The 16,795-nt window shown below is 69.1% G+C and carries 16 protein-coding genes; 15 read left to right on the top strand and 1 reads right to left on the bottom strand.

The features are described from left to right. Positions 1–35 precede the first annotated feature (35 nt). Positions 36–1,262, bottom strand: a complete 1,227-nt coding sequence (locus tag SZ60_RS00685) for a cobalamin-independent methionine synthase II family protein (protein WP_043592709.1) — start codon at positions 1,260–1,262, stop codon at positions 36–38. A 176-nt stretch (positions 1,263–1,438) separates the two neighbouring features. Here SZ60_RS00685 and SZ60_RS00690 point away from each other — a divergent pair, with 176 nt between their 5' ends. The 15 genes from SZ60_RS00690 (at position 1,439) to SZ60_RS00760 (ending at position 16,631) form a co-directional block, all read left to right on the top strand. Continuing rightward, entirely contained in the window at positions 1,439–2,791 is a 1,353-nt protein-coding gene (locus SZ60_RS00690) for an aminotransferase class V-fold PLP-dependent enzyme (RefSeq protein WP_369700675.1), read from the top strand. Beyond that, positions 2,788–3,237, top strand: a complete 450-nt coding sequence (gene sufU / locus SZ60_RS00695; RefSeq protein WP_043592710.1) for a Fe-S cluster assembly sulfur transfer protein SufU — start codon at positions 2,788–2,790, stop codon at positions 3,235–3,237. The genes SZ60_RS00690 and sufU overlap by 4 nt, the downstream gene beginning before the upstream one ends. A gap of 194 nt (positions 3,238–3,431) precedes the next feature. Beyond that, on the top strand, positions 3,432–5,369 hold the full coding sequence (gene thrS, locus SZ60_RS00700; protein WP_231567016.1) for a threonine--tRNA ligase: 1,938 nt from the start codon (positions 3,432–3,434) through the stop codon (positions 5,367–5,369). 2 nt (positions 5,370–5,371) lie between these two features. Next, complete coding sequence (locus SZ60_RS00705) at positions 5,372–5,956, top strand: HIT domain-containing protein (protein ID WP_043592713.1); 585 nt, start codon at positions 5,372–5,374, stop codon at positions 5,954–5,956. Between the two features lie 23 nt (positions 5,957–5,979). Next, positions 5,980–6,894 (top strand): pyridoxal 5'-phosphate synthase lyase subunit PdxS, encoded by a 915-nt coding sequence (pdxS, locus tag SZ60_RS00710; RefSeq protein WP_043592715.1) that lies wholly within the window; start codon positions 5,980–5,982, stop codon positions 6,892–6,894. 19 nt (positions 6,895–6,913) lie between these two features. Next, entirely contained in the window at positions 6,914–7,522 is a 609-nt protein-coding gene (gene pdxT, locus SZ60_RS00715; protein ID WP_043592717.1) for a pyridoxal 5'-phosphate synthase glutaminase subunit PdxT, read from the top strand. Positions 7,523–7,559: 37 nt separating this feature from the next. Next, positions 7,560–8,321 (top strand): YebC/PmpR family DNA-binding transcriptional regulator, encoded by a 762-nt coding sequence (locus SZ60_RS00720; RefSeq protein WP_043592719.1) that lies wholly within the window; start codon positions 7,560–7,562, stop codon positions 8,319–8,321. A gap of 9 nt (positions 8,322–8,330) precedes the next feature. Further along, complete coding sequence (gene ruvC / locus SZ60_RS00725; protein WP_043592720.1) at positions 8,331–8,906, top strand: crossover junction endodeoxyribonuclease RuvC; 576 nt, start codon at positions 8,331–8,333, stop codon at positions 8,904–8,906. Then, on the top strand, positions 8,903–9,517 hold the full coding sequence (gene ruvA / locus SZ60_RS00730; RefSeq protein ID WP_043592722.1) for a Holliday junction branch migration protein RuvA: 615 nt from the start codon (positions 8,903–8,905) through the stop codon (positions 9,515–9,517). Before ruvC ends, ruvA begins: the two co-directional genes overlap by 4 nt. Continuing rightward, the gene (ruvB, locus tag SZ60_RS00735; protein WP_043592723.1) at positions 9,514–10,539 is read left to right on the top strand and encodes a Holliday junction branch migration DNA helicase RuvB; all 1,026 of its coding nucleotides are present in this window, start codon (positions 9,514–9,516) and stop codon (positions 10,537–10,539) included. The genes ruvA and ruvB overlap by 4 nt, the downstream gene beginning before the upstream one ends. A gap of 79 nt (positions 10,540–10,618) precedes the next feature. Then, positions 10,619–11,032, top strand: a complete 414-nt coding sequence (gene yajC / locus SZ60_RS00740) for a preprotein translocase subunit YajC (RefSeq protein WP_043592725.1) — start codon at positions 10,619–10,621, stop codon at positions 11,030–11,032. A 96-nt stretch (positions 11,033–11,128) separates the two neighbouring features. After that, on the top strand, positions 11,129–12,892 hold the full coding sequence (gene secD, locus SZ60_RS00745; protein ID WP_043592727.1) for a protein translocase subunit SecD: 1,764 nt from the start codon (positions 11,129–11,131) through the stop codon (positions 12,890–12,892). Then, positions 12,892–13,902 carry a protein translocase subunit SecF gene (gene secF / locus SZ60_RS00750; protein WP_043592728.1) on the top strand — a complete coding sequence of 337 codons (1,011 nt, stop codon included), beginning with the start codon at positions 12,892–12,894 and terminating at the stop codon, positions 13,900–13,902. Before secD ends, secF begins: the two co-directional genes overlap by 1 nt. Continuing rightward, positions 13,899–14,249: a rhodanese-like domain-containing protein gene (locus SZ60_RS00755; RefSeq protein WP_043592730.1), complete on the top strand. Its 351-nt coding sequence runs from the start codon at positions 13,899–13,901 to the stop codon at positions 14,247–14,249. Before secF ends, SZ60_RS00755 begins: the two co-directional genes overlap by 4 nt. Before the next feature lie 237 nt (positions 14,250–14,486). Beyond that, positions 14,487–16,631, top strand: a complete 2,145-nt coding sequence (locus SZ60_RS00760) for a bifunctional (p)ppGpp synthetase/guanosine-3',5'-bis(diphosphate) 3'-pyrophosphohydrolase (protein WP_231567017.1) — start codon at positions 14,487–14,489, stop codon at positions 16,629–16,631. The last annotated feature ends 164 nt before the right edge of the window (positions 16,632–16,795 follow it).

Genomic DNA, 16,795 nt, shown 5'->3' on the forward strand with positions numbered 1-16,795 from the left:
GGACCAGGAGGCGCGGGTCGTCACCCCGCAGATGCTCAGCCGAACAGGCGGTGCGAGGCGATGCGCGCGCCCTCGCCGAGCGAGGCCAGCTTGGCCACGGCGATCTGCGGATGGATGCGACCGCCGAGACCGCAGTCGGTCGAGGCGACGACGTTCTCGGGTCCGACCAGCGACGCGAACCGTTCGATGCGGTCGGCCACGAGTTCGGGGTGCTCGACCACGTTCGTGGCGTGGCTGACGACCCCCGGCACGATCTTCTTGCCCGCGGGCAGCTCGACGTCGCGCCAGAGTTTCCATTCGTGGTCGTGACGGACGTTGGCCGCCTCGAACGAGTACGAGCCCGCGTCGATCTCGAGCATGAGGTCGACGATGTGGCGGAACTCGACGTCGGTCGTGTGCGGGCCGTGCCACGAGCCCCAACAGAGGTGGAACCGCACCTGCTCGGGCGGCAGGCCCCGCAGGGCGTGGTTGAGCGCCTCGACCCGGATGCGGGTGAACGCGCGGTAGTCCTCGACGCTCGGCTCGGGGTTGATCTGGTCCCAGTTCTCGGCGATCGAGGGGTCGTCGATCTGCACGGTCAGGCCGGCCTCGACGATCGCCGTGTACTCCTCACGCAGCACCTCGGCCCAGGCCCAGATGTGCTCTTCGTCGGTGGCGTAGAAGTCGTTCGCGATGCGGGCTCCGCTGCCCGGTGACAGCGAGGTGATGAAGCCCGAGCGCGAACCGCTCGCCTCGAGGCCGGCCTTCAGGTTGGCGATGTCCGAGGCGATGGCGGCCCGTCCGACGTACGCCAGCGGGCCCGTCGTGCTCGGGAACGGCGTCGCGCCCGAGCCCGTGCCGATGCCCGAGGTCGGGTCGGTGTAGGCGTCGTGGAACGTCTGCCAGTCGCGACGGTCGGGGAACGACGTCAGCCGCACGTCGCCGGGGGAGGACCGCACGGCCGGCTGGCTGAAGATGTCCGACCCCGTCAACGCGAGACCGCTCACGCGCTGGAACGAGTACGACCACCAGGCGCCGTAGTCGACGGCGCTCGTCATCGCCTTGCCGTACTCGCCGTCGCCGACGATGGTGATGCCGAGATCGTTCTGGCGCCGGACGAGATCGACGACGGCGTCGGTCAGCAGGGCGTCGAACTCGGGCGTGCGCTCGAGGGTGAAGCCGTCCTCGCCGAGGGCGCGCGCGTCGTTCGCGGCGATCAGCTCGGGTGTGCGCGGCAGGCTTCCCGCGTGGGTGGTCTCGATGCGGCCGGGGGTGGTCGTCATGGTGTGCTCCGTTCGTCGCCACCACTCTGGCCCCGACCCCCGACGTGTGCGACGTGCTCGACACGCGGCGTCACAGCCACGGGGTCGGGAACACCGCGCGGCCGTCGGCCGTTGCGTCCCGTGTCGGCCGGAGCCGGGCCCCCCGGGGTGCCTCGCTACGATCGACGGGAAGGGACATCGTGACCACCACCTCCTCCGCACCATCCACCGCCCGTCCGGGGCTGTCCGACGAGGACGCCCGCCGTCTGCGCGCCGACTTCCCGCTGCTTCGGCAGGAGGTCAACGGCGAGCCGCTCGCCTACCTCGACTCGGGGGCGACCGCCCAGCGGCCCGCATCCGTGCTCGCCGCCGAGCGCCGCTTCCTCGAGACGACGAACTCGGCCGTGCACCGTGGGGCGCACACGCTCGCGGCCATGTCGACCGAGGCCTACGAAGAGGCACGCGAGACCGTCGCCCGCTTCGTCGGTGCCGACGTCGACGAGATCGTCTGGACCTCGAACGCGACCGACGCGCTCAACCTCGTGGCGTACGGCGTCGCGAACGCCACGCACGGCCGGGGCGGTGAGGCCGCGCGTCGCTTCGCCCTCGCGCCCGGTGACGAGATCGTCGTCACCGAGGCCGAGCACCACGCGAACCTCGTCCCGTGGCAGGAACTCGCCGCGACGACGGGCGCCACGGTGCGTTTCGTGCCCGTCCGCGACGACGGCACCTGGACCACCGCCGACGCGGCGTCCGTGATCGGACCCCGCACGCGCCTCCTCGCCTTCGCCCACGTCTCGAACGTCACCGGCTTCGTCGCGCCCGTCGCCGAGCTCGTGGCGCTGGCGCGCGCCGTCGGCGCCCTCGTCGTCCTCGACGCGTGCCAGTCGGCGCCGCACCGCCCCGTCGACCTGCACGGCCTCGACGTCGACTTCGCCGCGTTCTCGGGCCACAAGATGTTGGGGCCCACGGGCATCGGCGTCCTCTACGGCAAGGCCGAGCTGTTGAACGCCCTGCCGCCCTTCCGTACCGGCGGGTCGATGATCACGACGGTCACGATGGAGGGCGCCGAGTACCTCCCCGCCCCGCAGCGCTTCGAGGCCGGTACGCAACCCGTGTCGCAGGCCGTGGCCCTCGCCGAGGCCGTGCGTTACCTCGACGCCGTCGGCATGGGCCGCGTGCGCGAGCACGAAGAGGCCCTCGCCGACCTGCTCGTCCGCGGTCTCGACGCGCTCGACGGCGTCACGGTCGTGGGACCGCCCGCCGGGGTGCCCCGGTCGGGACTCGCCAGCTTCGTCGTCGACGGGGTGCACGCCCACGACGTCGGCCAGTTCCTCGACGCCCGGGGGATCGCCGTGCGCGTCGGCCACCACTGCGCCCAACCGCTCCATCGTCGCCTCGGAGTGACGGCCACGACGCGCGCCAGCACGTACCTGTACTCGTCGAGCGACGAGGTCGACCGGCTGGTCGCCGGGGTCGCCGAGGTCCGCGACTACTTCGGCGTCGCGGGCCCGACGGCCGCCGACGAGAAGGCCGAGGAGGCGCGGTGAGCGCCGCCCTCGACGGCCTGTACCAGCAGGTCATCCTCGATCACGCCAAGGCGCGGCACGGCGACGGCGAGCTGCCCGGAGCCGACGCGCAGCACCACGAACGCAACCCGACCTGCGGTGACGAGATCACCGTCCGCATCGCCCTCGAGCCGGGCACCGACCGCATCGCCGACCTGCGCTGGCAGGGCGCGGGGTGCAGCATCTCGATGGCCTCGGCCTCCGTGCTGGCGCAGTTGGCCCCGGGTCGCACGCTGCCCGAGCTCGACGCGCTCGTGGGGGAGTTCCGCGAGATGATGCGGTCCCGGGGTGCCGGTGAGCCCGACGACGAGGTGCTCGGCGACGCCGTCGTGTTCCACGGGGTCTCGAAGTTCGTCATGAGGGTCAAGTGCGGCATGCTCGCCTGGGTCGCGGCCGAGGCCTGCTCGACCGAGCTGCGCGCCGCCTGAGCCGTCCCGCGGGCGCGTCGTCCACCGGGGCGGTCCCGGCCGGACGGTGGTCGGTCGACGGCTAAAGTGGTCCCCGCCCCTCGACGATAGGAACCACCGCCGTGTCCGACCAGACCGACCTCGACCCGACCGCCTCCCCAGCCCCGTCCGGCCTCTCGGCCGTCGAGGCCACCGAGACGACGACCGGCTTCGAGCTGTTCACCGACAAGGCGGTCGTGGCCGTCCGCGTGGCCGGCGAGCTGCGAGACCTGGCGACCGAGCTGCAGGCGGGCGACGTGGCCGAGCCGGTCACGATCGACTCACCCGACGGCCTGGCGATCCTGCGCCACTCGGCGGCGCACGTCATGGCCCAGGCCGTGCAGCAGATCAACCCCGAGGCGAAGCTCGGCATCGGGCCGCCCGTCACCGACGGCTTCTACTACGACTTCGACGTCGCCGAGCCCTTCACCCCCGACGACCTCAAGGCGATCGAGAAGGGCATGGAGCGCATCATCCGCCAGGGCCAGCGCTTCCGTCGCCGCGTCGTCAGCGACGACGAGGCCCGCGAACTGCTCGCCCACGAGCCGTTCAAGCTCGAGCTGATCGGGCTCAAGGGCGGCTCGGCCGACGAGCTCGGAGCCGACGGCGAGTCGGTCGAGGTCGGCGGGGCCGAGCTCACGGTCTACGACAACCTCGACCCGAAGACCGGCGAGGTCGTCTGGTTCGACCTCTGCCGCGGGCCGCACGTGCCCAGCACGCGCCTCCTGGGCAACGCCACCAAGCTGATGCGTGTGGCGGCCGCCTACTGGCGCGGGTCCGAGAAGAACCCCCAGCTGCAGCGGATCTACGGCACGGCGTGGCCCACCAAGGACGACCTCCGCGCTTACCAGGCCCGACTCGAGGAGGCCGCCAAGCGCGACCACCGCAAGCTCGGCGCCGAGCTCGACCTCTTCTCGTTCCCCGACGAGATCGGCTCGGGTCTCGCGATCTTCCACCCCAAGGGCGGCATCATCCGTCGCCAGATGGAGGACTACTCGCGCGAACGCCACGAGAAGGCCGGGTACGAGTTCGTCTACACGCCGCACATCACCAAGGCGGCTCTCTTCGAGACCTCGGGCCACCTGGGTTGGTACAAAGACGGCATGTTCCCGGCGATGCACCTCGACGAGGCGCGCAACGACGAGGGCGAGATCACCCGTCAGGGCGCGGACTACTACCTGAAGCCGATGAACTGCCCGATGCACATCCTGGCGTACCGCTCGTCCGCGAAGTCGTACCGCGACCTGCCGCAGCGCTTGTTCGAGTTCGGCACGGTGTACCGCAACGAGAAGTCGGGCGTCATCCACGGCCTCACCCGCGTGCGCGGCATGACGCAGGACGACGCGCACATCTTCACCACCCGTGACGACATGGCGGCCGAGCTCAAGGGCACGCTCGACTTCGTCCTCAGCCTGCTGCGCGACTACGGACTCGACGACTTCTACCTCGAACTCTCCACGAAGGACCCCGAGAAGTACGTGGGCGACGACGCCACCTGGGACGAGGCGACGGCGACCCTGCGACAGGTCGCGGAAGAGACCGGTCTCGAGCTCGTGCCCGATCCCGCCGGCGCGGCGTTCTACGGGCCCAAGATCTCGGTCCAGGCGCGAGACGCGATCGGGCGCACCTGGCAGATGTCCACGGTCCAGCTCGACTTCAACCTGCCCGAGCGATTCGACCTCGAGTACACGGCGGCCGACGGGTCCCGGCAGCGACCGGTGATGATCCACCGGGCGCTGTTCGGCTCGATCGAGCGTTTCTTCGGCGTGCTCACCGAGCACTACGCGGGTGCGTTCCCGGTCTGGCTCGCACCGGTCCAGGTCGTGGCGATCCCCGTCGCCGACGAGTACGGCGACTACCTCGACGGGGTCGTGGCGCGCCTCCGCGACGTCGGCGTCCGGGCCCAGGTCGACCACAGCGACGACCGCATGCCGAAGAAGATCCGGACGCACACCAAGGCCAAGGTGCCGTTCCAGCTGATCGCCGGCGAGGACGATCGTGCGGCCGGTGCCGTCAGCTTCCGCTACCGCGACGGCTCGCAGGAGAACGGCGTGCCGCTCGACGAGGCGATCGCGAAGATCGTCGCGGCCATCGAGACCAAGGCCCAGGTCTGAGCGTGGGCGCCGACGGGACCACGGCCGAGCGCTCCTCCGACTTCGCCGCGGTCCCCGACGCCTTCCAGCGACTCTGGACGCCCCATCGCGCCGTCTACGTCGAGGCGGGCCAGGACGCCCACGACGACTCCTGCCCGTTCTGCAGTGCCCCGTCGAGGTCCGACGACGAGGCCCTCATCGTGGCGAGGGGCGAACACGCCTACGTGTTGCTCAACCTCTACCCCTACAACCCTGGCCACCTGTTGGTCTGCCCGTACCGGCACGTCTCGACCTACGACCTCGCGACGACCGACGAGGTGGCCGAGATCGCGTCGCTGACGCAGACCGCCATGCGGGTCCTCACCCGGGTGTCGCACGCGCAGGGCTTCAACATCGGCATGAACCAGGGGCAGGTCGGCGGAGCCGGCATCGCCGCCCACCTGCACCAGCACGTGGTGCCCCGTTACGGCGGCGACTCGAACTTCTTCCCGATCATCGCGCAGACGAAGGCCGTCACGCAGTTGCTCGGCGACGTCCGCGTCGCGGTCGCCGAGGCCTGGCCGACCGGAGGCGCCGGTCCTGTCCCGGCGGCGTCACCCGACCGCTGATCGGGCCTAAGATAGGGGCCATCATGAGCGACACGACCCCTGCCTCCAGCCAGTCCTCCACCACCGGTTCGAGCCGCGTCAAGCGCGGTCTCGCCGAGATGCTCAAGGGCGGCGTCATCATGGACGTCGTCAACGTAGAGCAGGCGAAGATCGCCGAAGACGCCGGAGCGGTCGCCGTCATGGCCCTCGAGCGCGTTCCCGCCGACATCCGGTCGCAGGGCGGGGTCGCCCGCATGAGCGACCCCGACATGATCGACGAGATCGTCGCCGCCGTGTCGATCCCCGTCATGGCAAAAGCCCGCATCGGCCACTTCGTCGAGGCGCAGATCCTGCAGACCCTCGGCGTCGACTACATCGACGAGTCCGAGGTGCTGAGCCCCGCGGACTACGTGAACCACATCGACAAGTGGAACTTCACCGTCCCCTTCGTGTGCGGGGCCACCAACCTGGGCGAGGCGCTCCGCCGCATCACCGAGGGTGCGGCCATGATCCGCTCCAAGGGCGAGGCCGGCACGGGTGACGTGTCGGAAGCGACCAAGCACATCCGCACGATCTCCAAAGAGATCGCCCAGCTGCGGGGCCTCAAGGCCGACGAGCTCTACGTCGCCGCCAAAGAGCTGCAGGCTCCCTTCGAGCTCGTGAAAGAGATCGCCGAGACCGGCAAGCTGCCCGTCGTCCTCTTCACCGCCGGGGGCGTCGCGACGCCCGCGGACGCGGCGCTCATGATGCAGCTCGGCGCCGACGGCGTCTTCGTCGGTTCGGGCATCTTCAAGTCGGGCAACCCGGCCGACCGCGCGAAGGCGATCGTCAAGGCCACCACCTTCTTCGACGACCCCCAGGTCGTGGCCGACGCCTCGCGAGGTCTCGGCGAGGCCATGGTGGGCATCAACGTGCCCGATCTCCCCGCACCCCACCGCCTCGCCGAGCGCGGCTGGTGACCCCCGGGGTCGATCGTCGGTGACCACCGAACCAACGCCTCGAGTCGGAGTCCTGGCCCTGCAGGGCGATTTTCGTGAGCACCTGGCCGTCCTCACCTCGCTGGGGTCCGAGGCCGTCCCGGTCCGCCGTGCGTCCGAGCTCGACGAGATCGACGGCCTGGTGATCCCGGGTGGCGAGTCCAGCGTCATGGACAAGCTGTCGCGCATGTTCGGCCTCGACGAGCCCCTCCGACGCGCCATCGGGTCAGGTCTTCCTGTCTACGGCACGTGTGCCGGGCTCATCATGCTCGCGGACCGCATCGTGGACGGCATCCCGGGGCAGCAGAGCCTCGGCGGCCTGGACGTCTCGGTGCGGCGCAACGCCTTCGGCTCGCAGACCGAGTCGTTCGAGACCGACGTCGACGTCCCCGTGCTCGACGGCCCGCCGGTGCACGCGGTGTTCATCCGGGCCCCGGTGGTCGACGAGGTCGGGCCGGCCGCGACGGCCATCGGCGTCCTCGAGGACGGCCGGGTCGTCGCCGTCGAGCAGGGCCCCCTGATGGGCACCTCGTTCCACCCCGAGGTCACCGACGACCTCCGGTTCCACGCGCGGTTCCTCGACAAGGCCCGTGCGCGGGCGTCGCGGTAGACTCGTCGCGATCCACGTCAGCATCTGAAGGAGCACCGTGTCCGGGCATTCCAAGTGGGCAACGACCAAGCACAAGAAGGCTGTCATCGACAGCCGCCGTGCCAAGTCGTTCGCCAAGCTCATCAAGAACATCGAGGTCGCGGCCAAGCAGGGCGGTGCCGACATGTCCGGCAACCCCACGCTGGTCGACGCCGTCCAGAAGGCCAAGAAGACCTCGGTCCCCAACGACAACATCGACCGTGCCATCAAGCGCGGCGCCGGTCTCAGCGGTGAGAGCGTCGACTACCAGACGATCATGTACGAGGGCTACGGGCCCAACGGCGTCGCCCTGTTGATCGAGTGCCTCACCGACAACAAGAACCGCGCGGCCGCCAACGTCCGCACGGTGATGTCCCGCAACGGTGGCACCATGGCCGACCCCGGCAGCGTGGCCTACAACTTCAGCCGCAAGGGCGTCATCGCCGTCATGAAGACCGACGACCTCACCGAGGACGACGTCCTCACGGCCGTCCTCGACGCCGGGGCCGAAGAGGTCACCGACCGCGGTGAGGGCTTCGAGATCGTGACCGAGGCCTCCGACCTGGTCCCGGCCCGCTCGGCCCTCCAGGACGCCGGCATCGACTACGACTCGGCCGACATCGAGTTCGTTCCCGGGCTCAAGATCGAGGTCGACCTCGAGACGGCCCGCAAGGTCTTCCGCCTCATCGACGCCCTCGACGACGACGACGACGTGCAGAACGTCTATGCGAACCACGACGTCCCCGCCGACGTGCAGGCCGCGCTCGACGACGAAGACTAGGCCGAGGCGGTGACGCTCCGGGTGCTCGGCATCGACCCCGGGCTCACCCGGTGCGGGGTCGGGGTGGTCGAGGTCGACGCCCAGCGGCGCGCGACCCTGGTCGACGTCCAGGTCATCCGCACCGCCCCCGACCTCGCCCTCGAGTTGCGTCTCCTCGCCCTCGGTCGCGGTCTCGAGGCGCTCATCGACGAACACCGGCCGGACGCCATGGCGATCGAGCGGGTCTTCGCCCAGCAGAACGTCCGCAGCGTCATGGGGGTTGCGCAGGTCAGCGGCCTCGCCCTGCGTGCCGCAGCCGAACGCGAGATCCCCGTCACGCTGCACACGCCGTCCGAAGTGAAGGCGGCCGTGACCGGGTACGGGTCCGCCGACAAGAAGCAGGTCGGCACGATGGTCGCCCGCTTGCTCGGGCTCGCCGAGGCCCCCCGGCCGGCGGACGCCGCCGATGCCTTGGCCCTGGCCATCTGTCATGCCTGGCGGGGCGCGCCCGTCGCCGCCCGCGCCTCCTCGGGGTCGCTCACCCCTGCCCAGCGAGCGTGGCGCGACGCCGAGAAGTCGGTGCGCACTCCTAGGCTGGGGGCATGATCTCGAGTGTCCGCGGTACCGTCCTGTCCGCGTCCGGCACGTCGGTCGTGGTCGAGGTCGGCGGGGTGGGCCTCCGGGTGTCGGTCACCCCGCAACTCGCGCTGACGGTTCGCGTCGGCGAGCAGGCGCTCGTCCACACGGCGTTGATCGTCCGAGAAGACGACCTCTCGCTCTTCGGGTTCGCCGACCGGGAAGAACTCGAGGTCTTCGACCTGCTGCGCAGCGTCACCGGCGTCGGGCCGAAGTCCGCCCAGGGCGTCCTGTCGACGCTCACACCTCATCAGGTCGCCACCGCTGTGGCCGACGACGACGACGCCGCGTTCCGTCGCGTCTCGGGCATCGGTCCCAAGACGGCCAAACTCATCGTCCTGTCGTTGGCCGGCAAGCTCGACGTCGCACCGACCGCGCCGACCGTCACGGCCGCGTCCACGACCGCTGCCGACGTGCTCGTCGCGCTGGTCGGGCTCGGCTGGTCCGAGCGTGAGGCCCAGGTCGCCATCGACACCGTCGTGGCCGACCGGGGCGACGTCGTCGCGGTGGCCGTGCCGCAGCTGTTGCGCGCGGCTCTCGGTCACCTCGGGCCGCAGAAGTCCCCCGGGGCCCGCGCGTGACCGACGACGACCTGACCCGACCCACCCTCGAGTCCGAGGCCGAGTTGGCCTTCGAGGGGGCGCTGCGGCCCACCTCGCTCGGCGAGTTCGTCGGGCAGACCAAGGTCCGGGGCCAGCTCGAGCTGTTGCTCAAGGCCGCGACGATGCAAGGCCGCACGCCCGACCACATCTTGCTCGCCGGGCCGCCCGGGCTCGGCAAGACGACCCTGGCGATGATCGTCGCCCACGAGGGGGCACGCCCGCTGCGCATGTCGTCGGGTCCCGCGATCCAGCACGCCGGTGACCTCGCCGCCGTCCTCTCCGCACTCGTGCCGGGCGAGGTGCTCTTCATCGACGAGATCCACCGCATGGCGAGACCCGCCGAAGAGATGCTCTACCTCGCGATGGAGGACTATCGCATCGACATCATGGTGGGCAAGGGAGCGGGCGCGACCAGCATCCCGCTCGAGCTGTCACCCTTCACGCTCGTCGGCGCCACCACCCGCAGCGGACTGCTGCCGAATCCCCTGCGCGACCGCTTCGGCTTCACGGCGCACCTCGAGTTCTACGACGAGGCCGAATTGACCGAAGTCCTCCGTCGGGCCGCGACGCTGCTCGGCATCGTCATCGACGGTGCCGCCCTGGCCGAGATCGCCGGACGCTGCCGCGGCACCCCCCGCATCGCGAACCGACTGCTCCGACGCGTTCGCGACTACGCGCTCGTCCACGGGCGTGACGCAGACCTGACGACCGTGCGCGAGGCGCTCGACCTCTACGACGTCGATTCGTTGGGGCTCGACCGCCTCGACCGCGAGGTCGTCCAGACGGTGTTGACCCGCTTCGGCGGCGGGCCCGTCGGCCTCAACACGCTCGCGGTCTCGGTGGGCGAAGAGGCCGACACGATCGAGTCCGTCGTCGAACCCTTCCTGGTCCGCGTCGGCCTGCTCACCCGTACGCCCCGAGGACGCATCGCGACTCCCGAGGCCTGGCGGCACTTCGGCCTGGCGCACGCCTCAGGGGCGCTCTTCGGCGATGACCTATAATTCCTGCAGGTCCGAGGCCGTCGCTCGCTGAAGCGAGTCCCGCTCGGCCCACACCCCCAACAGCGAAAGGGAGTTCCGCATGGATCCCGCAACCCTCATCATGGTCCTCCTCCTGGTGGTCCTCGTGTTCTTCATGTTCCGCAACAAGAAGAAGCGCGACCGTCAGCAGGCCGAACTGCAGAACAAGCTCGTCCCCGGGGTCGAGGTCATGTTGTCCTTCGGCGTCTACGGCACCGTCGTCTCCATCGACGACGAGAACAACGTGGCCGAGGTCGAGGTCTCACCCGGCACCGTCCTCAAGGTCCACCGTCAGACCCTGGGCCGCGTCGTCGAACCGGTCATCGACGAGCCCGTCGCCGACGACGCCGACTCGCTGACCGATGGCAGCACCGAGCGTGACCGCGTCATCGGCGACGCGCCCGAGTTCGGTGAACGCGCCTCGTCCGCACCGGTCGACTCGACCGTCGCCAAAGACACCGACAACAAGGCCTGACCTGACCACCGTCCCGGCTGCCTGGCGCGGTCGGGTCCGATGCACGGCGCGCGCTCCGGGTGAGCGCGCGCTCCCATGAGAAAGCAGAGTTCCTCCGTGGCACGCTCGACGCCGGTGAAGAAAGCAATACGATCCCTGACCTGGTTGTTGGTCATCATCGCCGGCCTCACGGCCCTGAACGGCACGGCCACGTTCTTGAACGACTCGGGTCGCGACGGGTGGTGGAACGGAGCCAGCTGGGTGCCCGAGCTCGCCCTCGACCTCCAGGGCGGGACGCAGATCACCCTCGCGGCCCAGCTCCAGAGCGGCGAGACGGTGTCCTCGCAGCAACTCGACCAGGCCGTCACGATCATCCGGCAGCGCATCGACTCGGCCGGCGTCTCGGAATCCGAGATCACCAAGCAGGGCACGCAGAACATCGTCGTCTCCATCCCGGGGCGACCCGACAACGCGACCCTCGAGCGCATCGAGGCATCCGCCAAGCTGACCTTCCGTCCGGTGCTCTACACCGAGGCGGTCTCGAACGCCGCGGTCGGCGGAGAGGGCGACGGTGCCACGGCCAGCCCGACCGCCACGCCGTACACCCCCAATCCCGACCTCGAGAGCACGCCGACGGCCTCGCCGACGAACGCGTCCGACCTGTCGTGGATCACCCCTCAGCTGGCCGACCTCTACCAGAACTACGACTGCGCAGCCGAGAACGACCTGGCCACGGCGCGTGACGACGAGCCCCTCGTGACCTGCTCCACCGACGGCACGGCCAAGTACATCCTCGGTCCGGTCGAGGTGCAGGGCTCCGACATCAGCGACGCCACGAACGGCCTCGCCGCCGACTCGCAGGGCAACTCGACGAACACCTGGGCGGTCAACCTCGAGTTCAACGGTCAGGGCACCGACCGCTTCTCCGAGGTCACCTCTCGCCTGGTCTCGTTGCAGGCGCCCCAGAACCAGTTCGCCGTGACCCTCGACAACCAGGTCATCACGGCTCCCTCCGCCAACGCGGCCATCACCGACGGCCGGGCACAGATCACGGGCCAGTTCACGCAGGACTCCTCGAAGACCCTCGCCGACCAGCTCAAGTTCGGCGCCCTGCCGTTGAGCTTCTCGGTCCAGAGCAACGAGACGATCACCGCGACGCTCGGACAGACCCAGCTGGTCAGCGGTCTGATCGCCGGGCTCATCGGCCTGATCCTGGTCGTCATCTACTCGCTCATCCAGTACCGTGCCCTCGCGTTCGTGACGGTCCTGTCGCTCGTGATCGCCGCGGTCCTCACCTACCTCGTGATCGCCATCCTGTCCTGGCGCGAGGGCTACCGTCTCTCGCTCGCGGGGGTGACGGGTCTGATCGTGGCGATCGGCATCACGGCCGACTCCTTCATCGTCTACTTCGAGCGCATCCGCGACGAACTGCGTGACGGTCGCATCCTCGAGAGCGCCGTCGAATCGGGCTGGAAGCGCGCCATCCGCACCATCGTGGCCTCCGACACGGTCAACTTCCTGGCGGCCATCACGCTCTTCATCCTCGCCGTCGGCAACGTCAAGGGTTTCGCGCTCACCCTGGGCATCACCACGGTGATCGACCTCATCGTCGTCTCGCTGTTCACCCACCCCATGCTCCAACTGATCGCCCGGACGCGGTTCTTCGGCGAGGGGCACTCGTTCAGCGGGCTCAACCCCCGTGCCCTCGGCGCCGTCTACCGGGGGAGGGCACAGTTCCGCACCCCTGCTGCCGTCGGTCGCAAGGGAGCGGGCGGCCGCGAGGCCGTCAAGCGTCAGACCATCGCCGAGCGCAAAGCCGCCGAGAAGAACACCGAGCGGGTCGACACGTCGACCGCCGGTGAAGGGAAGAAGGACTCCTGATGGCCAGTTTCTCGAAGTTCGGCAACGACCTCTACACGGGTGCCCGTTCGTACGACATCGTCGGTCACCGTCGGCGTTGGTACTGGATCGCGGCCCTCGTGATCCTCATCTCGGTCACCGTCCCGTTCCTTCGCGGCGGCTTCCACTTCGGCATCGAGTTCACGGGCGGATCCGAGTTCCAGATCGCGCAGCCGGCCGAGCTGGACCAGGACGTCGCCTCGTCGACCGTCGACGAGGTCGTCCCGGGGTCGAACCCTCGGGTCACCCAAGTCGGCACCGACACGATCCGGGTACAGACCTCGCAGCTCGAGGCCGCCCAGACGAACGACGTGGCCGCTGCCTTGGCCACGGCGTACGACGTCCCCGACGACCGGGTCACCTCGTCCTTCATCGGTGCCTCGTGGGGCGCCGACATCACGAGCCAGGCCATCAAGGGGCTCGTGATCTTCCTGATCCTCGCGGCGATCGGCATGACGCTCTACTTCCGCACCTGGAAGATGTCGCTGGCGGCCATGGCCGCGCTGCTGCACGACCTCGTGTTGACCGCGGGCATCTATGGCATCGTCGGCTTCGAGGTCACTCCGGCGGCGGTCATCGGCTTCCTCACGATCCTCGGCTACTCGCTGTACGACACCGTGGTGGTGTTCGACAAGATCCGGGAGAACACCACCGACGACGGTGAGGGTTCACGACGCACGTTCGGGCAGTCCGTGAACCTGGCGGTCAACCAGACACTCGTCCGATCCATCAACACGTCCGTCGTGGCGCTCCTTCCGGTCGCGGCCATCCTCTTCATCGGGGCGTTCGTCCTCGGCGCCGGCACCCTTCGAGACATCTCGCTGGCCCTGTTCATCGGCATCCTGGTCGGCACCTATTCGACGATCTTCATCGCCTCGCCTCTGTACGCCACCCTTCGCCTGCGTGAGCCCGACATCGCCAAGCGGGACGCCCGGAAGCTCGAGGCTCAGAAGACCGAGCCGCTCAGCGTCGACGAGACGGTGGGCGCATGATCGGCCATGATCGCCGACCCGAGATCGGGGCCGCCGCTGCGATCGACGCCCTGTCCGAGGGCACCTACCTGCTCGACGTCCGGGAGCAACACGAGTGGGACGAGGCGCACGCGCCCGGTGCGACGCTCATCCCGCTCTCGGAGTTGAACGATCGGGTCGACGAGGTTCCCACCGACCGCCCCGTCCTCGTCGTCTGCCACTCCGGCATGCGCTCGGCCCGCGCAACGGATGCCCTTCGCGGCATCGGCGTGGACGCCCGGAACGTGGTCGGCGGGATGCTCGCCTGGCGCGACGCCGGCGGCGCGGTCGTGGCCGGAGACGATCACCCCGAGTCGTCGGCCGACTGACGGCTGACGGGTACCCTTGACCCCACGGAGTCCACGTCCGACCACGACGGTCGGTGGTGTCACTCCGCCCCGAGAGAACGAGGTGCTGCCGTGACCGAGATCACCACACGGAACAACTCCGCATCGTCCGAGGCGTCCGGTGGTCAGAACACGGCCTCGTTGCGTACGCTCCTGCCCCGCCTCTTCTCACGGAGCCAACCCGCCGGAGCAGTCGACCGGTTGATCAAGACGGTGCGCATGCACCATCCCAAGGCCGACATCGTCCTCATCGAGCGGGCGTACTCCGTCGCCGAGAAGGCCCACACGGGTCAACTCCGCAAGAGTGGCGAGCCCTACATCACCCACCCGGTCGCCGTGGCACAGATCCTCGCCGACCTGGGCATCGGTTCCAAGACCATCGCGGCAGCGCTCCTCCACGACACCGTCGAGGACACCGACTACACCCTGGCCATGCTGCAGCGCGACTTCGGTGACGAGATCGCGATGCTCGTCGACGGCGTCACGAAACTCGACAAGCTCAAGTACGGCGACAGTGCCCAGGCAGAGACCGTCCGCAAGATGGTCGTCGCGATGTCGAAAGACATCCGCGTACTCGTCATCAAGTTGGCCGACCGGCTGCACAACGCGCGCACCTGGGGCTTCGTCGAGTCCGCGTCGGCCACCCGCAAGGCCACCGAGACCCTCGAGATCTACGCTCCGCTGGCCCACCGACTCGGCATCCAGACCATCAAGTGGGAGCTCGAGGACCTGTCGTTCGCCGTCCTCCATCCCAAGCTCTACGTCGAGATCGACAACCTGGTCAAGCAGCGCACACCGCAGCGCGAGCAGTTCGTCCAGAACGTCATCAACGCCGTGAAGTCCGACCTCAAGTCGACGAAGATCCGCGGCGACGTGATGGGTCGTCCCAAGCAGTACTACTCGATCTACCAGAAGATGATCGTCCGTGGTCGCGAATTCGACGAGATCTACGACCTCGTCGGCATCCGCATCCTCGTCAACTCGCTCCGTGACTGCTACGCGGTGCTGGGGTCGATCCATGCCCGGTGGAACCCCATCCCGGGCCGCTTCAAGGACTACATCGCGACCCCGAAGTTCAACCTGTACCAGTCGTTGCACACCACCGTGATCGGGCCCAAGGGGCGACCGGTCGAGATCCAGATCCGGACCCACGAGATGCACCAGCGGGCCGAGTTCGGCGTCGCCGCCCACTGGAAGTACAAGCAGCGCATGAACGGCGGGCGGGACGACCAGGGCGGAGCCAAGACCGAGACCGACATGGCCTGGCTCGCGCACATCTCGGACTGGCAGGCCGAGACCGCCGATCCCAGTGAGTTCCTCGACAGTCTCCGATTCGAGATCGGCGCCAAAGAGGTCTACGTCTTCACCCCTCAGGGCAAGGTGATCGGTCTTCCGTCGGGAGCCACCCCGGTCGACTTCGCCTACGCCGTGCACACCGAGGTCGGCCACCGCACCATGGGAGCGAAGGTCAACGGGCGACTCGTCCCGCTCGAGAGTGTCCTCTCGAGCGGCGACGTCGTCGAGGTCTTCACCTCGAAGAACCCCGACTCCGGGCCGAGTCAGGACTGGCTCGCGTTCGTCAAGAGCCCCCGCGCCCGGAACAAGATCAGGCAGTGGTTCACGAAGGAGCGCCGTGACGAGGCCATGGAGCAGGGCAAGGACGCCATCGCGCGAGCCATGCGGAAACAGAACCTGCCGCTGCAGAAGCTGATGACGCAGGACAGCATCGCCGAAGTCGCCGCCACGATGCGGTACGACGACGTGTCCAGCCTCTACGCCGCCGTCGGTGAGGGACACATCTCGACCCAGTCCGTCATCGAGAAGATCCTCGCGGCGGTCCACACGCAGACCGAGGTCGACGAGGGCGAGTTCGAGTTCCCCAGCCAGGGGCGGGCACGGCCGTTGCGCAACAGCGACTCGGGCGTCCTGGTCCGCGGGGCGCCCGACATCTTGGTGAAGCTCGCCAAGTGCTGCACGCCCGTACCCGGCGACCAGATCGTCGGATTCGTGACCCGTGGTCAAGGTGTCAGCGTCCACCAGGCCAACTGTCACAACGTCCAGGGCCTGTTGAAAGAGCCTGAGCGGATGATCGAGGTCGAGTGGGCACCGTCATCCAAGAGCGTCTTCATGGTGCAGATCCAGATCGAAGCCCTCGATCGCAGCGGATTGCTGTCGGACGTCACCCGTGTGCTCTCGGAGCACCACGTGAACATCCTCTCCGCGACGGTCTCCACCTCGACCGAACGGCTCGCCCTCAGTCGATTCGTGTTCGAGATGGGTGACACCACGCACCTCGACCGCGTCCTGAACGCCGTACGACGCATCGATGCCGTCTACGACGTCTACCGCGTCAGCGCCGGCTGAGTCACCGTCGGCGCAGCCCGACGGGGCGGGTGCGTCGTCTCGGTGAGATTCGTCCTTCACCTGAGCGAGACGATCGGCCGCGCAGACCCGATCGAGGCGGTCGACCGTCCGCGCTCGGTGGGGGAGGCGCCCACGTCGATCGAGGACGGCGACCGCAGCGGTGG

Source organism: Frigoribacterium sp. MEB024 (assembly GCF_000878135.1).
GTDB lineage: Bacteria > Actinomycetota > Actinomycetes > Actinomycetales > Microbacteriaceae > Frigoribacterium.

What these genes read in the sequence shown, in the direction of transcription:
- pdxS (WP_043592715.1), top strand. Translation starts at nt 5,980, where the DNA reads ATGAGCGACACGACCCCTGCCTCCAGCCAGTCCTCCACCACCGGTTCG.
- SZ60_RS00755 (WP_043592730.1), top strand. Translation starts at nt 13,899, where the DNA reads ATGATCGGCCATGATCGCCGACCCGAGATCGGGGCCGCCGCTGCGATC.
- SZ60_RS00760 (WP_231567017.1), top strand. Translation starts at nt 14,487, where the DNA reads ATGCACCATCCCAAGGCCGACATCGTCCTCATCGAGCGGGCGTACTCC.
- ruvA (WP_043592722.1), top strand. Translation starts at nt 8,903, where the DNA reads ATGATCTCGAGTGTCCGCGGTACCGTCCTGTCCGCGTCCGGCACGTCG.
- secF (WP_043592728.1), top strand. Translation starts at nt 12,892, where the DNA reads ATGGCCAGTTTCTCGAAGTTCGGCAACGACCTCTACACGGGTGCCCGT.
- SZ60_RS00685 (WP_043592709.1), bottom strand. Translation starts at nt 1,262, where the DNA reads ATGACGACCACCCCCGGCCGCATCGAGACCACCCACGCGGGAAGCCTG.
- yajC (WP_043592725.1), top strand. Translation starts at nt 10,619, where the DNA reads ATGGATCCCGCAACCCTCATCATGGTCCTCCTCCTGGTGGTCCTCGTG.